Raw genomic sequence first — 15,849 nt, 5'->3', positions numbered from 1 at the left:
CGATTCATGACCACGACAGTTCTCAAGAATATCTCCGAAATCCGCCGGTTCTTTCACCGCAACGAAGACCCGGTCTACTTCATCTCTGCGACGAATTTCAATCTTCTGGGCCTCGACGAGTGGGTCAAGAATTTCAAGTATATCTGCTACATCGACTGCTACGGCGGCAAGCACCCGAACGTCTTCTGCCCCTCTGAACAGCCCCATGCCGAGTTCCAAAGCATCGAGGACATCAACAACTACCTCCTGCAGCACAAGGAGGTCATCGACTACATCAAGCGCCGCGGCGGCAAGCCGAAGTTCGTCTTTCTGATGTTCGACGAGGAAACCGAGCGTCTGTCCAAGGAGCTGGGCGCCGACGTCTGGTTCCCCAAGGCTAAGCTGCGCCAGTCGATGGACAACAAGATCGAGACCGTCCGTATCGGCAACAAGGCCGGCGTGCCGTCGGTGCCGAACACATTGGCCGAGGTCAAATCCTACGAAGGCCTGCGCGCCACGTGCGAAAAAGCGGGCATCGGTCACGATCTGGTGCTGCAATCGGCCTACGGCGACTCGGGGCACACCACGTTCTTCATCAAGTCCGAGGAGGACTTTCGCCGTCACGAGCACGAGATCGTGGGCGAGGGCGAAATCAAGATCATGAAGCGGATCGACTGCCGTGGATCGGCGATCGAGGCCTGTGCGACCAGCCAGGGCACGATCGTTGGCCCGCTGATGACGGAACTCGTCGGGTTCAAGGATCTGACGCCCTACCGTGGCGGCTGGTGCGGAAACGAGATCCTCGCGACCGCCTTCCCGCCCAAGGTCCGCCAGCAGGCCCGCGACATGACCTTCAAGTTCGGCGAGCAGCTGCGCAAGGAAGGCTACCGCGGTTATTTCGAACTCGATTTTCTGATCGACAAGAAGACCGGCGACCTGTGGCTGGGCGAGCTGAACCCCCGCATCACCGGCTGTTCGTCGATGACCAATCACGCGGCCTTCGCCCACGCCGACGCACCCTTGTTCCTGTTCCACCTGCTTGAATTTTCACGCAAAAAATTCAAGCTGGACGTGGACGAGTTGAATAGCCGCTGGGCCAACCCGGACATGATCGACAGCTGGTCGCAGATGGTCATCAAGCACACCGCCGACACCGTCGACATCTGCACCGAGGCACCGGAAACCGGCATCTACAAGATGCTGGAGGATGGCCGCGTGGTCTATGACCGCTTCGACTATCACCGCCGCGCGGTGGAGTCGGAAAACGAGGCGTTCTTTCTGCGGATCCTGCAGCCCGGCGACTACCGCTACGAGGGGGCCGACATCGGCATCCTCGTCACCCGTGGCCGGTCGATGACCAAGTCGTTCCAGCTGAACGACCGGGCTGCCAAGTGGATTCACGGCATCAAGCAATCCGTTGCGGGCAAACCGCTGCCCGTCGCCGCCGCGTGTCCGGCGCTCGCCGAACCCGCCTTCAAGATCATGTAACCATGCTCTGGCGCGCCTATGCAGAGGATCAGCCCGGCCCCCGGTGGGCCGGGCTGTTCGCCGAATACTGGCCTGCCTACAGGCGCTGGTGGCTGAAGGACGGCGAAAGTGCGCGGCCCACCTACCTCGAATGTCACCGGGCGCTGAAGGCCAACATGCCGGAACTCGTCCCTCTCTACGACCAGCTTTGCGAACTGGCCGGCGGCGGCGACCACGCCGCACGCTTTTTGTCGTTCTACAACCCGCCGCCCTATCTGGCAGGCTGTTCGCAGGCGATCTGGACGGGGACCGAGCCGGTTCTGGTGCGCAACTACGACTACAACCCTGCCGCCTTCGACAGCCTGATCCTGAATACCAACTGGGGGGGCAGGCGGGTGATGGGCGTCAGCGATGGCCTCTGGGGGCTTGTGGACGGCGTGAACGACGCAGGGCTGGCCGTGTCGCTGACCTTTGGCGGACGGCGCGTGGTGGGCAAGGGCTTCGGCGTGCCGCTGATCCTGCGCTATATCCTGCAGACCTGTACCACGGCCAAGGAAGCGGGCGAAGTCCTGATGCGCATCCCCACCCACATGTCCTACAACGTCACCGTGCTGGACGAAAACCGCGACTACCTGACCGCCATGATGGGCCCCGACCGCAAGACGCTGCTGACCCACAATGCTGTCGCCACGAACCATCAGGAGCAGGTGGAATGGATAAGCCATGCGCGGTTCACCGCGACGGTGGAACGTGAACGCTACCTGCTGCAACGCCTGACCCTGCACCGTGACCCGCAGGACGTCTTCATCGACGCCTTCCTGAAACCGCCGCTCTATTCCACCGCCTTCAGCGCAGGCTTCGGTACTCTCTACACCGCCGTCTACCGTCCCCGCCTGCGCGAGATGGAAATCCGCTGGCCCGGCACCGTCTGGCCGATGTCGATGCACGCCTTTCAGGACAGCGCCCGCCGCGTCGCGATCCCGGGGGCCGCGTAAGGCTGCCGTGCCCCATCTTCATTTGGCCAAATAAACTCAAAGAACACCCGCGCCTCACGCGCATCCCTCCGATCACTGCAGGACAACGACCATGACCACTGACCGCTACACCACAGGCATGCAGACCCGCCGCACCGTCCTTGGCGACGCCCATGTCGACCGGGCCGAGGCCGCCAAAACCGATTTCGACCAGCCGTTTCAGGACATGATCACCGAAGGCGCCTGGGGCACGGTCTGGGCCTCTGACGCGATCACGCAGCGCGAGCGGTCGATGCTGACGCTGGCCCTGCTGGCCGCCACCGGCAACTTTGCCGAAATCCCGATGCACGTCCGCGCCACGGCCCGCACCGGGGCGACACCGTCGGATATCCTGCAGGCCTTCATGCATGTCGCGGTCTATGCCGGCGTGCCAAAGGCGAACCACGCGATCAAGCTCGCCAAGGACACCCTCGCGGACATGGCCGTCGAATGAGCTTTGCCAACGCGCTTTACGACGGCCTGTTCGCGGATGGTGACATGGCTGCACTTTGGGACGCCGATGCCCAGATCGCCCACATGCGCGCCTTCGAGGCAGCCTTTTCCCGCGCCATGGGGCAGGCCGGACGTTTCGATGAAACCCTCGCCAAGCGCGCCGCCGACCATATCGCGCGATGCCCGATCGACGCGGCCGCGCTGTCCGCCGGGTCCGCCAGCGACGGCCTGCCGGTGCCGGCACTGATCAAGCGGCTGAAATCCGGGGCAGGGGATGCTGCAGGGGCGATCCACACCGGCGCCACCTCTCAGGATGTGCTGGACACGGCCCTCGCCCTGACTTTGCAGGCGACGACGGACCTGATCGACAGTCGCCTGGCAACCCTCGCGGCAGATCTTGCGGGCCTTGCAGACCGCTTTGGTGCCCATCCCCTGATGGGCCGCACCCGGATGCAGGCGGCTCTGCCGGTTACCGTGGCCGACCGCATCCGCCTCTGGCGCGCGCCCCTCGTCGATCACCGCGCGCGCCTTGACCTCGCCCGTGCGCAGGTGGAACGGCTGTCGCTGTCCGGTCCCACCGGAACCGGCGATTTCACGGATGTCGCGGGGCCCATGGCGCAGGTCCTTGGCCTGACGGCGGCGCCCTTGTCGTGGCACACGGACCGCAGCGGCATCGTCGCCTACGCCGGGCTTCTCGCCCTGATCACCGGCAGCCTTGGCAAGATGGGTCAGGACGTGGCCCTGATGGCCCAGCAAGGCATTGCAGAGGTCACCATCGCGGGCGGCGGCACGTCATCGGCCATGGCGCACAAGCAGAACCCGATTCTGGCCGAACTGCTGGTGACGCTGGCGCGCTTCAACGCGGGGCAGGCGGGGCTGATGCAGCAGGCCATGGTGCACGAACAGGAACGGTCCGGTGCGGCCTGGGCGCTGGAATGGATGGTCCTGCCGCTGATGACTCAGGCGACGGGGCGTGCCCTGACCGCCGCCATCGACCTGACCGGACGCATCACCGCCATGGGCGCATCCGAACCTCACAAAACTGTATAACCACTGTCAGGCGATCGACAGGGCGGGGGTGCATCTGTTGTTCATCGAGTTACAGCATTGAGGATGCCCCAGATGAACACGCCCCTCCGCAGCACCGCGACCGCCCTGTCCCTGGTCGCGGCCCTCGCCGGTACGACCGCGATCACCATGACCCCGAACGCCGCCCTGGCCGTCCCCGCCGGGGGGTACGGCGATCTGGTCGAGACCCTGTCCCCCGCCGTCGTCTTCATCGAAGTGACGGAAAAGGCGCAGGACGCCCAGTCCCTCGCCGATGCCCTGCCGCCGGGCTTCCCGCGCGAAGAGCTGGAGCGTCGCTTCGGCCCGATGTTCCAGAGCCAGCCGAACGGCGCACCCGAACCGCAGCAGGCGCTCGGTTCCGGTTTCATCATCTCCAAGGACGGCTACATCGTCACCAACAACCACGTCGTCGACGGGGCCGAGACGGTGAAGGTCAAGCTGAACAACGAGAAGGAATACGATGCCAAGGTGATCGGCGTCGATCCCCTGACGGACATCGCCCTGATCAAGATCGACGCAGGCTCTGACCTGCCGACCGTGCCCTGGGGCGACAGCAACACTGTGCGTGCGGGTGACGAGGCCGTGGCCATCGGCAACCCCTTCGGCCTTGGCGGCACCGTGACGTCCGGCATCGTGTCCGCCGTGTCCCGCGACATCCACTCCGGTCCCTACGATGACTACATCCAGACGGATGCGGCGATCAACAAGGGCAACTCGGGTGGCCCGCTGTTCAACGCGGACGGCCAGGTGATTGGCGTGAACACGATGATCTTCTCGCCCGGTGGCGGATCGGTCGGCATCGGTTTCGCCGTGCCGTCGGATCTGGTACAAAAGGTCGTGGCCGATCTGCAGGACGACGGCACGATCGCCCGCGGCTGGCTGGGCGTCCAGATCAAGCCGATGACCGAGGAAATCGCCTCTGTCCTGGGCTATGACGCGCCCAAGGGTGCGGTGATCGAGGATGTCAGCGCTGACAGCCCGGCTGCCAAGGCGGGGCTGGAAGATGGCGACATCATCATGTCGTTCAATGACAAGGACATCAAGGACGTGGGTGCGCTGACCCGCGCCGTGGCCGACGTGACCCCCGGCACCGATACCAAGGCCGTCGTCCTGCGCCGCGGCAAGGAAATGACCATCGACGTCACCGTCGGTGATCTGGCCAAGAAAGACGCCTGATTCGCATCGAAGACGGATCGTCCGATGATGCGTCGGACGATCCGCAGATTGGCCCCGACCGCGATGCACCGGCCGGGGTCCGGCCCCGCTCCTGATCAGGGCGGGGCCTTTTTCTTGCCAAGCGGGGCGTCGTGCCCCATCTGTCGAAGGGAACCGCCATGCTGCACGGGAACATGATGAAGATACTCGTGGTCGAAGACGACCGGACCACCGGCCAGTACATCACCCGCGGTCTGCGCGAAGAAGGGCACACCGTCGATCTGGTCGAGAACGGCCGCGACGGGCTGGTGCAGGCCACCGGGGCCGACCACGACGTGATGATCGTGGACTGGATGCTGCCGGAAATCGACGGGCTGACGCTGGTCAAATCCCTGCGGGGGGCGGGCAACCGGACGCCGGTGTTGTTCCTGACCGCCATGGGGTCGGTCGACGACCGGATCGCGGGGCTGAACGCGGGCGCCGACGACTACCTCGTAAAACCCTTCGCCTTTGGTGAATTATCCGCCCGTATCAATGCCTTGGGACGCAGACCTCGTGCAATGGCGCAAGAGACGGTGCTCAGGGCCGAGGATCTGAGCATGGACCTCGTCACCCGCGACGTGGTGCGCGCAGGACATAAGCTGGACCTGCTGCCGCGCGAATTCGCGATCCTTGAACACCTGCTGCGCCGCAAGGGCCGGATTCAGACCCGCACGATGTTGCTGGAAAACGTCTGGGGCATCAGTTTTGATCCGCAGACCAACGTGGTCGAAACGCACATCAGCCGTCTGCGCGCCAAGGTCGACAAACCATTCGAGACTGATCTGATCAAGACCGTGCGCGGCGCAGGTTACCGGATCGAGGCGTGAGTCGCATCGGCGCCCTGTTGCGTGCCAGCCCCGTCCGTCTGGCGCTGGGACTGGTGGCGCTGTTTGCCGTCGTCAGCTTGGCCAGTCTGACCGCCAGCTATACCGCCAGCCGGTCGTCGCTGGATGCCACCATGCGCCGCGAGCTGACGCAGGATATTGCGGGGTTCCGCGCCGCCCCGTCTGCCGGCGCCCTTGCTGCGCTGGTCACGGCAGAGGCGCGCGTGACCGACCCCAACCGCATGGTGCTGTCCTATGTCACGGGGCAGGGGCAGCGTTTCGGCAACGGCGTGCTGGCACAGGATCAGGATGGCTACTTCCTGACCACGATCAACGATCCCGACACCCCCATCGACGGCCAGTATCTGGCCCTGACCACGCCCCTGCGCGGCGGGCAACTGACGGTCGCCCGCAGCCGGGCCGAGATCGATCAGCTGTGGCGGGTGTTTCGCAATATCGTCCTGCTGTCGCTGCTGCCGACCCTGACGATCGCATTGGGCGCCGCGCTGATCCTCGCGCGGCGCGCCGCGCGTCAGGTGCGGGTGCTGGGCAATACGCTTGATCAGCTGACCACCGGCAATCTGGCCGCACGGGTCAATCCGACGCCACGCTGGTCCGACGACTTCCACCGCATCGGCGTCCGGATCGACCGCATGGCCAGCGCGCAAGAGGCCAGCGTGGACGCGCTGCGACAGGTCTCTTCGGACGTGGCGCACGACCTCAAGACACCGATCCAGCGCATCTCCGTGCATCTGGACGAGTTGTCGGGCCTGCCTTTGCCGCCCGATGCCACCGCCCTCGTCGATCAGGCCACGGCAGAGATCGCGGGCGTCGTCTCGGTCTTTCACGCATTGCTGCAGATCGCCCAGATCGAGGCGGGGACGCCGAAAAGCCGCTTCGCGCCGGTCGATCTGGTGCCCTTGGTGCAGACCTTTGCCGAACTCTACGACCCTACCGCCGCCGAGACGGGGCGCACGCTGGATCTGAAGATCGAGACGGAGACGGCCACGGTGCTGGGCGACCGCGATCTGCTGGGGCAGATTCTGGCCAACCTGATCGAGAATGCCCTGCGCCACACGGAAGACGGCACCCCGATCACCATCGGCTTGCGCCGCACGGCGGGCCACATCGTGCTGAGTGTCGCCGACCGCGGCCCCGGCATCCCCGAGGCCGAGCGCGAAAATGTGTTGCAGCGTCTTTATCGGCTGGACCGCAGCCGGGCCACGCCGGGCAGCGGGCTGGGGCTCAGCCTCGTGTCGGTGATCGCTGACCTGCACGACGCGGGCCTGACGCTGGCGGACAACGCGCCGGGTCTTGTCGTTGCGCTGCGGTTTGCACCCGTCTGACGTGCAGACGCGTCTGGCCTAAACAGCGTGACGATCTGGCAACGGCGCGGGCGGATGACGCGGCGGGGTCACACTTGCGGCATGGTTGCCGGGTGACATCTTGTATGCGTCCTGTCAGACTTACATGGAAAGAATTCAGGCGCGGTCGTGCGCGGGATCCGGTGCGGTCGGCGGTGGTTCCGCAGCCTGCGCCATCCCGATGTGCTGTCGCGCCCCATCAAGGGCTTACCAAGCATGACACCGACCGTCTTTGTCCGCCACATCCGGCGCGCGACCGTGACAGGCCTGATCCTTGCGATCTGCGCCGTGGTCCAGCCGGTCGCCGTCGCGGCACAAGAGGCCGCGTCAGAGGCGCCTGCCAGCGTCACGGCCCCCAGCGTGACCGTCGTGCCGGCGCAGATGACGGAAGTGACGCAGGTCGTCAGCGCCTCCGGCGGGCTTCTGGCCCGAGAGGACGTCGTGGTGTCCGCCCGCGTGTCGGGTGCCGAAATCGTATCGCTGCTGGTGGAAGTCGGCGACACGGTCAAAAAGGGCGACACGCTGGCGCAACTCAACGATCAGACGCTGACCGCGCAGTTGCAGCAGGCCGACGCCAACCGTGCCGCAGCCGAGGCCGCGATTGCGCAGGCCGAAGGGCAGGTGGCCTCTGCCACCGCCAATGCGACGCAGACGACAAGTGCGCTGGACCGGTCGCGGCAGTTGCGCAGCGACGGGGCTGTCTCTCAATCCGCCCTCGATCAGGCGCAGGCGGCGTCCGACGGCGCCAATGCCACCGTGCAGTCGGCGCAGGCTGCCGTTGCCGCAGCGAAGGCCCAGCTGGCGCAGGCCGAAGCCGCGCGCGACATCGCAGCCCTTAACCTGTCATGGGCGACGGTCAAGGCGCCCGTGGACGGCATCATCGCCGACCGCACCGCGCGGCTGGGCGATCTGTCCAACGCCGGCATGGCGATGTTCGACATGATCCGCGACGGCCAGATCGAGGCGGAACTGGAGATCGTCGAGACTGATCTGGTCAAGGTCAGCGTCGGCGACCCGGTCAGCATCCGTGTGGCGGGCCTCCCGCCGCGCGACGGCACCGTGCGCCGGATCAGTCCGCAGGTCGATCCGGTCAGCCGCCTTGGCACCGTGCGCGTCAGCATCGTCGATCAGGCGGGGCTGCGCGTCGGCATCTTCGCCAGCGCCGATATCCGCACGGCGCAGCGGACCGCACTGACGCTGCCGGTCTCTGCCGTGACGACCAGCGGTGGCGTCAGCACGGTGCAGAAGGTCGTCGACGGCACGGTCCAGCAGGTGGAAGTGCAACTTGGTGTCGTCTCGGCGGGGCTGCGCGAGATCACCGCGGGCCTGTCGGCAGGCGACACGGTCCTGCTGCGTGCGGGCGCCTTCTTTCGCACAGGCGACAAGGTGACGCCGGTGCCGCCCGCCGACCGTGCGGCGCCGGCCCCTGCGCCAAACGATCAGGCCGCCGTGGAGGCCACGGAATGAACATGTCCACTTGGGCGATCCGGCATCCGGTCCCGCCCATCGCCGCCTTCCTCGTGCTGGTCCTCGTGGGCCTTTTTGCGTTCCGCGGCCTGCCGGTCACGCAGTTTCCCAACATCGACGTGCCGATCATCACCGTGGCCGTGGGCCAGCCGGGGGCCGCGCCGTCGGAACTGATCACGCAGGTGACCAAGCCGATTGAGGATAGCATCTCCTCGATCACTGGGGTCAAGCACATCACCTCTGTCGCCACCGACAGCAGCAGCCAGACGACGGTCGAATTCGAACTGTCCACCGACAGCGACCGCGCCCTGAACGACGTCAAGGACGCGGTCACCCGCGCCCGGTCATCACTGCCGGACAGCATTACCGAACCATTGGTGCAGCGTCTGGACATCACCGGTCAGGCGATCATGACCTATGCCGTGTCCGACCCCACCCGCAGCATCGAAGATCTGTCCTATTTCGTGGACGAGGTTCTGAACCGCGAACTGCAGGGCATCGCGGGTCTGGGCAAGATCGAACGCCTCGGTGGCGCGGACCGCGAGATCAAGGTTGAACTCGACCCGCAGCGCCTGCTGGCCTTCGGAATCTCGGCTGCGTCCATCAGCCGGCAACTCTCGGCCACCAACATCAATCAGGGCGCCGGGCGCGGCGATCTGGCGGGGCAGGAGTTCTCGATCCGGACCCTCGGCGGTGCGGCCACCATCGCGCAACTGGCCGCCACGCCCCTGTCGATGCCCGACGGTCGCACGATCCGGCTGTCAGACGTGGGCGACATCATCGACGGCCCGTCAGAGGCGCGCGATTTCGCCACCCTCGACGCGCAGCCCGTCGTGGCCTTCGGCGTGTTCCGTGCCACGGGGGCGTCGGACCTGTCCGTGGCCGAACGCGTCCGCGACCGTCTGGTCGAGGTTCGCGCCGCTTATCCGGACGTGGACATCACCCTGATCGACGACGCTACAGATTATACCGAGGGCAACTACCATTCCGCGATGGAGACGCTTTACGAAGGGGCGGCCCTTGCGATCATCGTCGTGTTCCTGTTCCTCAAGAACTGGCGCGCCACGCTGATCACCGCCGTCGCCCTGCCGCTGTCGATCATCCCGACGTTCTTCGTCATGCAGATGCTGGGCTTCTCGCTCAACACCGTGTCGCTGCTGGGGATCACGCTGGTCACGGGTATCCTCGTCGACGACGCTATCGTGGAAATCGAGAACATCGTCAGACACATCAACATGGGCAAACCGGCCTATGAAGCGACCGAGGAAGCCGCGTCCGAGATCGGCATGACCGTCGTCGCGATCAGTTTCACCATCGTCGCGGTCTTTGCGCCCGTCAGCTTCATGTCCGGCATCGCGGGGCAGTATTTCAAGCAGTTCGGCCTGACCGTTGCGGTCGCGGTCCTGTTCTCGTTGCTGGTCGCGCGGCTGATCACGCCGATGATGGCGGCCTACCTGCTCAAGGACAAGGTCAGCCATGAAGAGCGTGACGGCTTCGTCATGCGCGGCTACATGCGCGTGCTGAAATGGACGCTGCACCACCGGCTGATCACGATGATCCTGGGCCTCGGGATCTTCGCAGGCTCGATCTATTCCGCGACCCTGCTGCCTTCGGAGTTCATTCCGGAGGCGGACGAGGGCCGTCTGCGGGTCAGCGTGGAACTGCCCCCCGGTGCCACGCTGGACGAAACCCGCGCACTGACCAACGTGATCGCCAGCCGCGCGCATGACATCCCCGAGGTGCAGAATGTCCTCGTGCAGGGCGGCAGCGGCGGCAACGTGGCCAAGGCGACCGTCACGGTGACGCTGGGCGCCAAGGACACCCGCGACCGCAGCCAGTTCGTGATCGAGGATGAACTGGTGGCCCGTCTGGCCGATTTGCCGGATGCACGCGTGAATATGCTGGCCGGAAATGGTGAGCGCGCGGTGAACGTCGCGGTCCTCGGCGACGATCTGGAGATCGTGACGCAGGCCGCCCAGCAGATGGCGCAGGAGATGTCGGGTGTTGCCTCGATCAAGAACGTGACCAATGCCGCCAGCCTCGAACGGCCGGAACTGCGGATCACCCCGCGGCCGCAGATCGCGGCGGAACTGGGCGTCACCGCCTCTGACCTCGCCTCGACCATCCGGGTGCTGACCATTGGTGACAACGACGCGAACCTTGCGAAATTCAGCACCGAAGACGGGCGGCAGATCCCCATCGTCGTGCGCATCGCAGAGGACAACCGCCGCAACCTCGACCTGCTGGCCAGCCAGCGGATTCCGACGCAGGCGGGCACGCCGGTGCCTTTGTCGGTTGTCGCAGACGTGACGCTGGCGAACGGGCCGTCGTCGATCGAGCGCTACGACCGCGAGACCCGGATCACCCTGCAGGCGGACCTCGCCGACGGGGCGGTGCTGGGTCAGGCCACGACGGCGATCTTTGCGCTGCCCGCCGCGGGGCCAGAGTTGCCCGAAGGGGCCCGCGTGCAGCCCACCGGCGACGCCAAGGTGCAGGGCGAAGTCTTCGCCGCCTTCGGGGCGGCGATGGGGGCGGGTATCCTGCTGGTCTATGTCGTGCTGGTGCTGCTCTTTGGCAGCTTCGTGACGCCCTTCACCATTCTCATGTCGCTCCCGCTGGCCATCGGCGGCGCGATCCTTGCGCTGTATCTGACCGGGTCCGCGATTGGCCTGTCGGTGATGATCGGCTTTTTGATGCTGATGGGGATCGTGACCAAGAACGCGATCATGCTGGTCGAATTCGCGATCGAGGCGATGCACCACGGTGCCCCACGGAACGACGCCATGATTGATGCAGGCCACAAGCGTGCGCGGCCCATCGTGATGACGACCATTGCCATGGCCGCGGGCATGTTGCCGTCGGCGTTGGCCTTGGGGGCGGGTGGAGAGTTCCGCGCGCCGATGGCCGTCGCGGTGATCGGCGGACTGCTGCTCTCGACCCTGCTGTCGCTGATCTTCATCCCCTCGCTTTTCTCGGTGATCGAAGGGGGGCGTTCACGCGTCACCGGTCTGCTGATGCGCGGGCTGAACGTGAACAAGCCGCAGGACACGCCTGCGGAATAGATCTCGCCCGCCGATGCACGGCGGGCGACTTTGCGTCAGGCGTTTTCCAGCGCCGTGATGATCGGGCCGAAGTCCGCGGCGGTCAGGCTGGCACCGCCCACCAGCGCCCCGTCCACATCCGCGACCGAGAAGATCTCTGCCGCGTTCGATCCCTTGACAGAGCCGCCGTAAAGGATCCGCACGCCCGCCGCCTCGCGCATCAGGTCGCGCAGGGTGCCGCGCAGGGTGCCGTGGACCTCTCCGATCTGGTCCAGCGTCGGCACGCGTCCGGTGCCGATGGCCCAGACGGGTTCATAGGCGATCACCGTGTTGGCCGCCGTGGCGCCCTGCGGCAGCGATCCCTTCAACTGATCCGTGACGACTTGCAGGGCTTCGCCTGCGTCGCGCTGCGCGAGGGTCTCTCCGATGCAGATCACCGCGATCAGGCCGGCCGCATGGGCCGCCGCGGCCTTGGCCGAGACGTCCTCATCGGTCTCGCCGTGGTCGGCACGGCGTTCCGAGTGGCCGACGATGACGTGACTGGCGCCCGCGTCCTTCAGCATCACAGCCGCGATGTCGCCCGTGTGCGCGCCGCTGTCGGATGCGTGGCAATCCTGCCCCCCGATCTGCAGCGCGTGCGTGCCACGCGCCCATGCCATCTGTGCGATCAGCGTGGCGGGCGGGCAGAGCAGCAGGTCCACGTCCGGGTCCGGGTGCGCGTCGGTCAGCGCCTTGACCTGCACCAGCGCATCGGTGGTTCCGTTCATCTTCCAGTTCCCGGCGGCAAGTTTGCGGCGCATGATCCATCCTTTGCGTTTGTCTGGCACTTTGGTAGCAACTGCGTGAACGGATCGAAAGGCCCAGCGCACCATGACCCAGACCCCACCCCCCGCCATCCCCCGGATCAGTGCCGCGGCGTTGCTGGACGCAGGCCATCCCGACCATGCCGCAGCGCAGGCGGCCGCCCGGCTGGGCGCATCCGAGATCGGTTTCCTGACCGTTCACGACACGCCCCTGTCCGCTGCACGCGTCCGCGACGTGATCGCGACCTACCGCGCCTTTTTTGCGCTGCCTGCGGCGGAAAAGGTCCGCTGGGACATGGCGCGCACGGGATCGAACCGGGGCTGGGGCGCGCCGGGGTCGGAGCAGGTGAACCCCGACGCGAATCCCGATTACAAGCAAGTCTTTGACTGCGGTCTGACCCTGCCGCCGGGCGATCCGCTGGCGCAACTGCCCGCCTATGCGCCGAACCTGTGGCCTGACACGCCGCCCGGTTTCGCGGATGTCCTGCGCGCCTATTATGCCGACGCCACGGCCTTTGCCCGCGACCTGCTGGTGGCCCTGCTGGATGCGGTGGGCGAGGAGGGCGCGTTCTTTGCCGACCGTTTCAGGCGGCCCATGGCCCTGCTGCGCGGCAACTTCTATCCCGCGCGGCCCATGGGGGCGGGCGAGCGGGATTTCGGCATTGCGGCCCATACGGATTACGGTTGCCTGACGCTGCTGGCCACCGACGGCACGCCGGGGCTGGAGGTGCGCCGCCGCGGCGGCAGCTGGACGCCGCTGTCCGCCCAGCCGGGCGAATTCGTCATCAATTTCGGCGAGATGCTGGAGATCTGGACCGCCGGCCGGATCAAGGCCACGCCGCACCGGGTCGTGGGCGGGTCAGAGGAGCGGATTTCCGTGCCGCTGTTCTTCAACCCCGATCACGATGCGAACGTCGCGCCGCCGGGTGCCGATCCGGTGCTGGCCATCGATCATTTGCAGCGGCGGTTCGATCAGACCTATGTTCACCTGCAGAAAGGCCGCTGACGCGGCCTGCCTCCGGCGGGGATATTTAAGAAATAGAGAGGGGGGTGTTGCGCGCCGGATCAGGTGGCGGAGAGGTTTTCGTCGAACTTGATCGATTCGCCGCAGCCGCAGGCGTCGACGACGTTGGGGTTGCGGAACTTGAAGCCGCTTTCCAGCAGGGTCGTCTCGTAGTCGATCTCGGTGCCGAAGAGGAACATCTGCGCCATGGGGGCGATCATGACGCGCGCGCCATCGGCTTCGACCACCTCGTCCAGAGGGTTGACGTCGGTGACGTAGTCCATGGTGTATTCCATACCCGCGCAGCCGCCCTTCTTGACGCCCACGCGCAATCCCTGATGCCCGTCGCGGGCCATCAGTTTCGCGATCTGGGCGGCGGCCTTGGGGGTGATGCTGACCGCCTGCTTGCCGGGGATGCCGAACATGGGATGTCCTTTCAGATTGACACTTCCAATGTAGGGGCAGGGCGGCGCGACCTCAAGGGGGTCAGCCGGGCGCGCCCGGTCCTGCGTCCGCCGCCGTGCCGCTGCCCATGTGGGGCAGGTATTCGGTGCCGTCCTCGTCTTCGAGGGTGGCGGCGAAGCGGATCAACTCCTCGCGCATGTCGCATTCGAAGTTCCAGCCCTCGGTCGGGTCCTTGACAGGGGCGTCGAAGCGGACGTGGATGCCGCTGTCGCCCTGATCGGTCACGACGCAGTCGATGTCGTCGGGGTCGCCGTCGACCCGGTCATCCTGCGCGCACCAGTCGTGGAAATGGTCGCGCAGGCGGCCCACGTCGATGCGCGGCGCAAAAATCAGAGTGGCGTGACGAATCATGCCGTAGGTCTTGGTGCTGCGGTTGATGAAGGCGTCGGACACGAACTTGGATACCGGCACGATCAGCCGCGTGTCGTCCCAGACCTTCAGTTGCACGAAGGTGAAGTGAATGCGCTCGACCGTGCAGAGGTTGCCGTCGTAGATCAACTGGTCGCCGACCTTGGCCGAGCGGTTGAGCGAGATCTGCATCGAGGCCATGATGTTGCCCAGCACCTCGCGCGCGGCAAAGCCGAGGACCAGCGCGATCCCGCCCGCACTGGCCAACACGGACAGACCCGCGCCGCTGAAGGTCTGGGTCGAGGTCAGCACCAGACCGGCCCCCACGATGATCGCCAGCACGATCGCCATGCGGCGCAGCGCCGCGATGGTCGTCGCGCGGGCGCGCTGGTCGCCGAATTCCGGCGAGGCCAGCTCCTCCACATCGCGCGTGCCGGTCATGCGCTGCAGCACGGCGTCGATCACGTTGATCGCGAGGATCATCGCCGCGACGACGAAGAGGATCACGATCAGCGGGGCGGTGATTGCATCGACGATGCCCGAGACGACGAGCACCTGTGCGGTGGTGACCGACAGCGTGAAGGCGAGGATCGCCAGCGTCAGGGGCATCCGCGTGGCCCGCAAGAGCTCGCTGACAAGGGCAGAGGGCTGGTGGCGGGCGATCAGGTTCGTGCCGCGCCAAGTCAGCAGCGTGACGAGCCCGGTCACCAGTGCGATGAGCGGCAGGCCAATGACCTCCCACCACTGCATGCCCCAGAAGGCGGGGTGGCGCAGGGGATCTGGCAGCATCTGCTCCAGCTGGCTGGGGCCGTAGAGGCTATAGAGGGCGGGGATGTTGTCCACCGTGTCGCGCGAAAAGACCCAGACGGGATCGTCCTCGCCAACCTGAACGCGGTTCAGGCGCACGGCAACGATGCGGTCGTTCTTTTCGAGGTAGCCGATCAGCACGCTTTTCTGCGGCTGGCCCACCATCGGGCCGTCGCCCGTGGTGACCATGGCGTCTGGCCGTTCCAGCAGGTCCTTCCAGTCGACCACGATCTTGCGGTCGATCACGGAGGCCAGCTGACGGGCCAGCAACGGACCCGCCTGCGCCTGTGCCTGAACGGGAATGTCGTTGAGGTCCAGCAGATGCGCCGCAGCGTCCAGATCGCCGGCGTCGGTCAGGTCGATGAAGCTTTCCATCGCAGCCTGCGGCGTGTCGCGGTCGACCTGAGGACCCGGGTTCGTCAGCCCCACGTTCAGCTGGTCGAGGGGGAATACATCGTCTTGCGCCGCCGCCTGAAACGGCAGCAGCAGCAGGACGAGCGTCAGGCGCAGGATGGCATGGTGTGTCAACATGACGCGGGACATAAGGCGT

Annotated in this window: 13 protein-coding genes; 10 read left to right on the top strand and 3 right to left on the bottom strand. The window is 66.0% G+C overall.

The annotated features are described in order from the left end of the window. Positions 1-6 precede the first annotated feature (6 nt). The 9 genes from GLR48_RS16385 (at position 7) to GLR48_RS16345 (ending at position 11,894) form a co-directional block, all read left to right on the top strand. Positions 7-1,467: a biotin carboxylase gene (locus GLR48_RS16385; protein ID WP_237062997.1), complete on the top strand. Its 1,461-nt coding sequence runs from the start codon at positions 7-9 to the stop codon at positions 1,465-1,467. Between the two features lie 2 nt (positions 1,468-1,469). Then, positions 1,470-2,441, top strand: coding sequence for a C45 family autoproteolytic acyltransferase/hydolase (locus GLR48_RS16380; protein ID WP_237062996.1), 972 nt, complete (start codon positions 1,470-1,472; stop codon positions 2,439-2,441). A 91-nt stretch (positions 2,442-2,532) separates the two neighbouring features. Beyond that, positions 2,533-2,913: a 4-carboxymuconolactone decarboxylase gene (gene pcaC / locus GLR48_RS16375; protein ID WP_237062995.1), complete on the top strand. Its 381-nt coding sequence runs from the start codon at positions 2,533-2,535 to the stop codon at positions 2,911-2,913. Continuing rightward, positions 2,910-3,962, top strand: a complete 1,053-nt coding sequence (locus GLR48_RS16370; RefSeq protein ID WP_237062994.1) for a 3-carboxy-cis,cis-muconate cycloisomerase — start codon at positions 2,910-2,912, stop codon at positions 3,960-3,962. The genes pcaC and GLR48_RS16370 overlap by 4 nt, the downstream gene beginning before the upstream one ends. Before the next feature lie 72 nt (positions 3,963-4,034). Then, positions 4,035-5,156, top strand: coding sequence for a Do family serine endopeptidase (locus tag GLR48_RS16365; RefSeq protein WP_237062993.1), 1,122 nt, complete (start codon positions 4,035-4,037; stop codon positions 5,154-5,156). A gap of 176 nt (positions 5,157-5,332) precedes the next feature. Further along, positions 5,333-6,004 carry a response regulator gene (locus GLR48_RS16360; protein ID WP_237064577.1) on the top strand — a complete coding sequence of 224 codons (672 nt, stop codon included), beginning with the start codon at positions 5,333-5,335 and terminating at the stop codon, positions 6,002-6,004. Further along, the gene (locus tag GLR48_RS16355) at positions 6,001-7,347 is read left to right on the top strand and encodes a sensor histidine kinase (protein WP_237062992.1); all 1,347 of its coding nucleotides are present in this window, start codon (positions 6,001-6,003) and stop codon (positions 7,345-7,347) included. The genes GLR48_RS16360 and GLR48_RS16355 overlap by 4 nt, the downstream gene beginning before the upstream one ends. 234 nt (positions 7,348-7,581) lie before the next feature. After that, positions 7,582-8,832 carry an efflux RND transporter periplasmic adaptor subunit gene (locus GLR48_RS16350; RefSeq protein WP_237062991.1) on the top strand — a complete coding sequence of 417 codons (1,251 nt, stop codon included), beginning with the start codon at positions 7,582-7,584 and terminating at the stop codon, positions 8,830-8,832. Continuing rightward, on the top strand, positions 8,829-11,894 hold the full coding sequence (locus tag GLR48_RS16345) for an efflux RND transporter permease subunit (RefSeq protein ID WP_237062990.1): 3,066 nt from the start codon (positions 8,829-8,831) through the stop codon (positions 11,892-11,894). Before GLR48_RS16350 ends, GLR48_RS16345 begins: the two co-directional genes overlap by 4 nt. Positions 11,895-11,929: 35 nt before the next feature. On the opposite strand, the gene tpiA is transcribed toward GLR48_RS16345, so the two are convergent. Then, positions 11,930-12,673 (bottom strand): triose-phosphate isomerase, encoded by a 744-nt coding sequence (gene tpiA, locus GLR48_RS16340; RefSeq protein ID WP_237062988.1) that lies wholly within the window; start codon positions 12,671-12,673, stop codon positions 11,930-11,932. A 70-nt stretch (positions 12,674-12,743) separates the two neighbouring features. Here tpiA and GLR48_RS16335 point away from each other — a divergent pair, with 70 nt between their 5' ends. Further along, on the top strand, positions 12,744-13,682 hold the full coding sequence (locus GLR48_RS16335) for an isopenicillin N synthase family dioxygenase (RefSeq protein ID WP_237062986.1): 939 nt from the start codon (positions 12,744-12,746) through the stop codon (positions 13,680-13,682). A gap of 59 nt (positions 13,683-13,741) precedes the next feature. Here GLR48_RS16335 and GLR48_RS16330 read toward each other — a convergent pair whose 3' ends face one another. Together GLR48_RS16330 and GLR48_RS16325 are read right to left on the bottom strand one after the other, a co-directional pair. After that, positions 13,742-14,104: a HesB/IscA family protein gene (locus GLR48_RS16330; protein ID WP_237062984.1), complete on the bottom strand. Its 363-nt coding sequence runs from the start codon at positions 14,102-14,104 to the stop codon at positions 13,742-13,744. Positions 14,105-14,165: 61 nt separating this feature from the next. Then, on the bottom strand, positions 14,166-15,842 hold the full coding sequence (locus GLR48_RS16325) for a mechanosensitive ion channel family protein (protein ID WP_237062982.1): 1,677 nt from the start codon (positions 15,840-15,842) through the stop codon (positions 14,166-14,168). Between the last annotated feature and the right edge of the window lie 7 nt (positions 15,843-15,849).

This window comes from Loktanella sp. M215, assembly GCF_021735925.1.
Lineage (GTDB): Bacteria > Pseudomonadota > Alphaproteobacteria > Rhodobacterales > Rhodobacteraceae > Loktanella.
Note: the sequence above shows the minus strand (reverse complement) of the source record. Positions and strands in the feature narration are given on the sequence as shown.

Excerpts from the sequence above, each read along its gene's own strand:
- pcaC (WP_237062995.1), top strand. The coding sequence starts at position 2,533 with ATGACCACTGACCGCTACACCACAGGCATGCAGACCCGCCGCACCGTC.
- GLR48_RS16360 (WP_237064577.1), top strand. The coding sequence starts at position 5,333 with ATGAAGATACTCGTGGTCGAAGACGACCGGACCACCGGCCAGTACATC.
- GLR48_RS16370 (WP_237062994.1), top strand. The coding sequence starts at position 2,910 with ATGAGCTTTGCCAACGCGCTTTACGACGGCCTGTTCGCGGATGGTGAC.
- GLR48_RS16335 (WP_237062986.1), top strand. The coding sequence starts at position 12,744 with ATGACCCAGACCCCACCCCCCGCCATCCCCCGGATCAGTGCCGCGGCG.
- GLR48_RS16350 (WP_237062991.1), top strand. The coding sequence starts at position 7,582 with ATGACACCGACCGTCTTTGTCCGCCACATCCGGCGCGCGACCGTGACA.
- tpiA (WP_237062988.1), bottom strand. The coding sequence starts at position 12,673 with ATGCGCCGCAAACTTGCCGCCGGGAACTGGAAGATGAACGGAACCACC.
- GLR48_RS16365 (WP_237062993.1), top strand. The coding sequence starts at position 4,035 with ATGAACACGCCCCTCCGCAGCACCGCGACCGCCCTGTCCCTGGTCGCG.
- GLR48_RS16385 (WP_237062997.1), top strand. The coding sequence starts at position 7 with ATGACCACGACAGTTCTCAAGAATATCTCCGAAATCCGCCGGTTCTTT.
- GLR48_RS16345 (WP_237062990.1), top strand. The coding sequence starts at position 8,829 with ATGAACATGTCCACTTGGGCGATCCGGCATCCGGTCCCGCCCATCGCC.
- GLR48_RS16330 (WP_237062984.1), bottom strand. The coding sequence starts at position 14,104 with ATGTTCGGCATCCCCGGCAAGCAGGCGGTCAGCATCACCCCCAAGGCC.
- GLR48_RS16380 (WP_237062996.1), top strand. The coding sequence starts at position 1,470 with ATGCTCTGGCGCGCCTATGCAGAGGATCAGCCCGGCCCCCGGTGGGCC.
- GLR48_RS16325 (WP_237062982.1), bottom strand. The coding sequence starts at position 15,842 with ATGTCCCGCGTCATGTTGACACACCATGCCATCCTGCGCCTGACGCTC.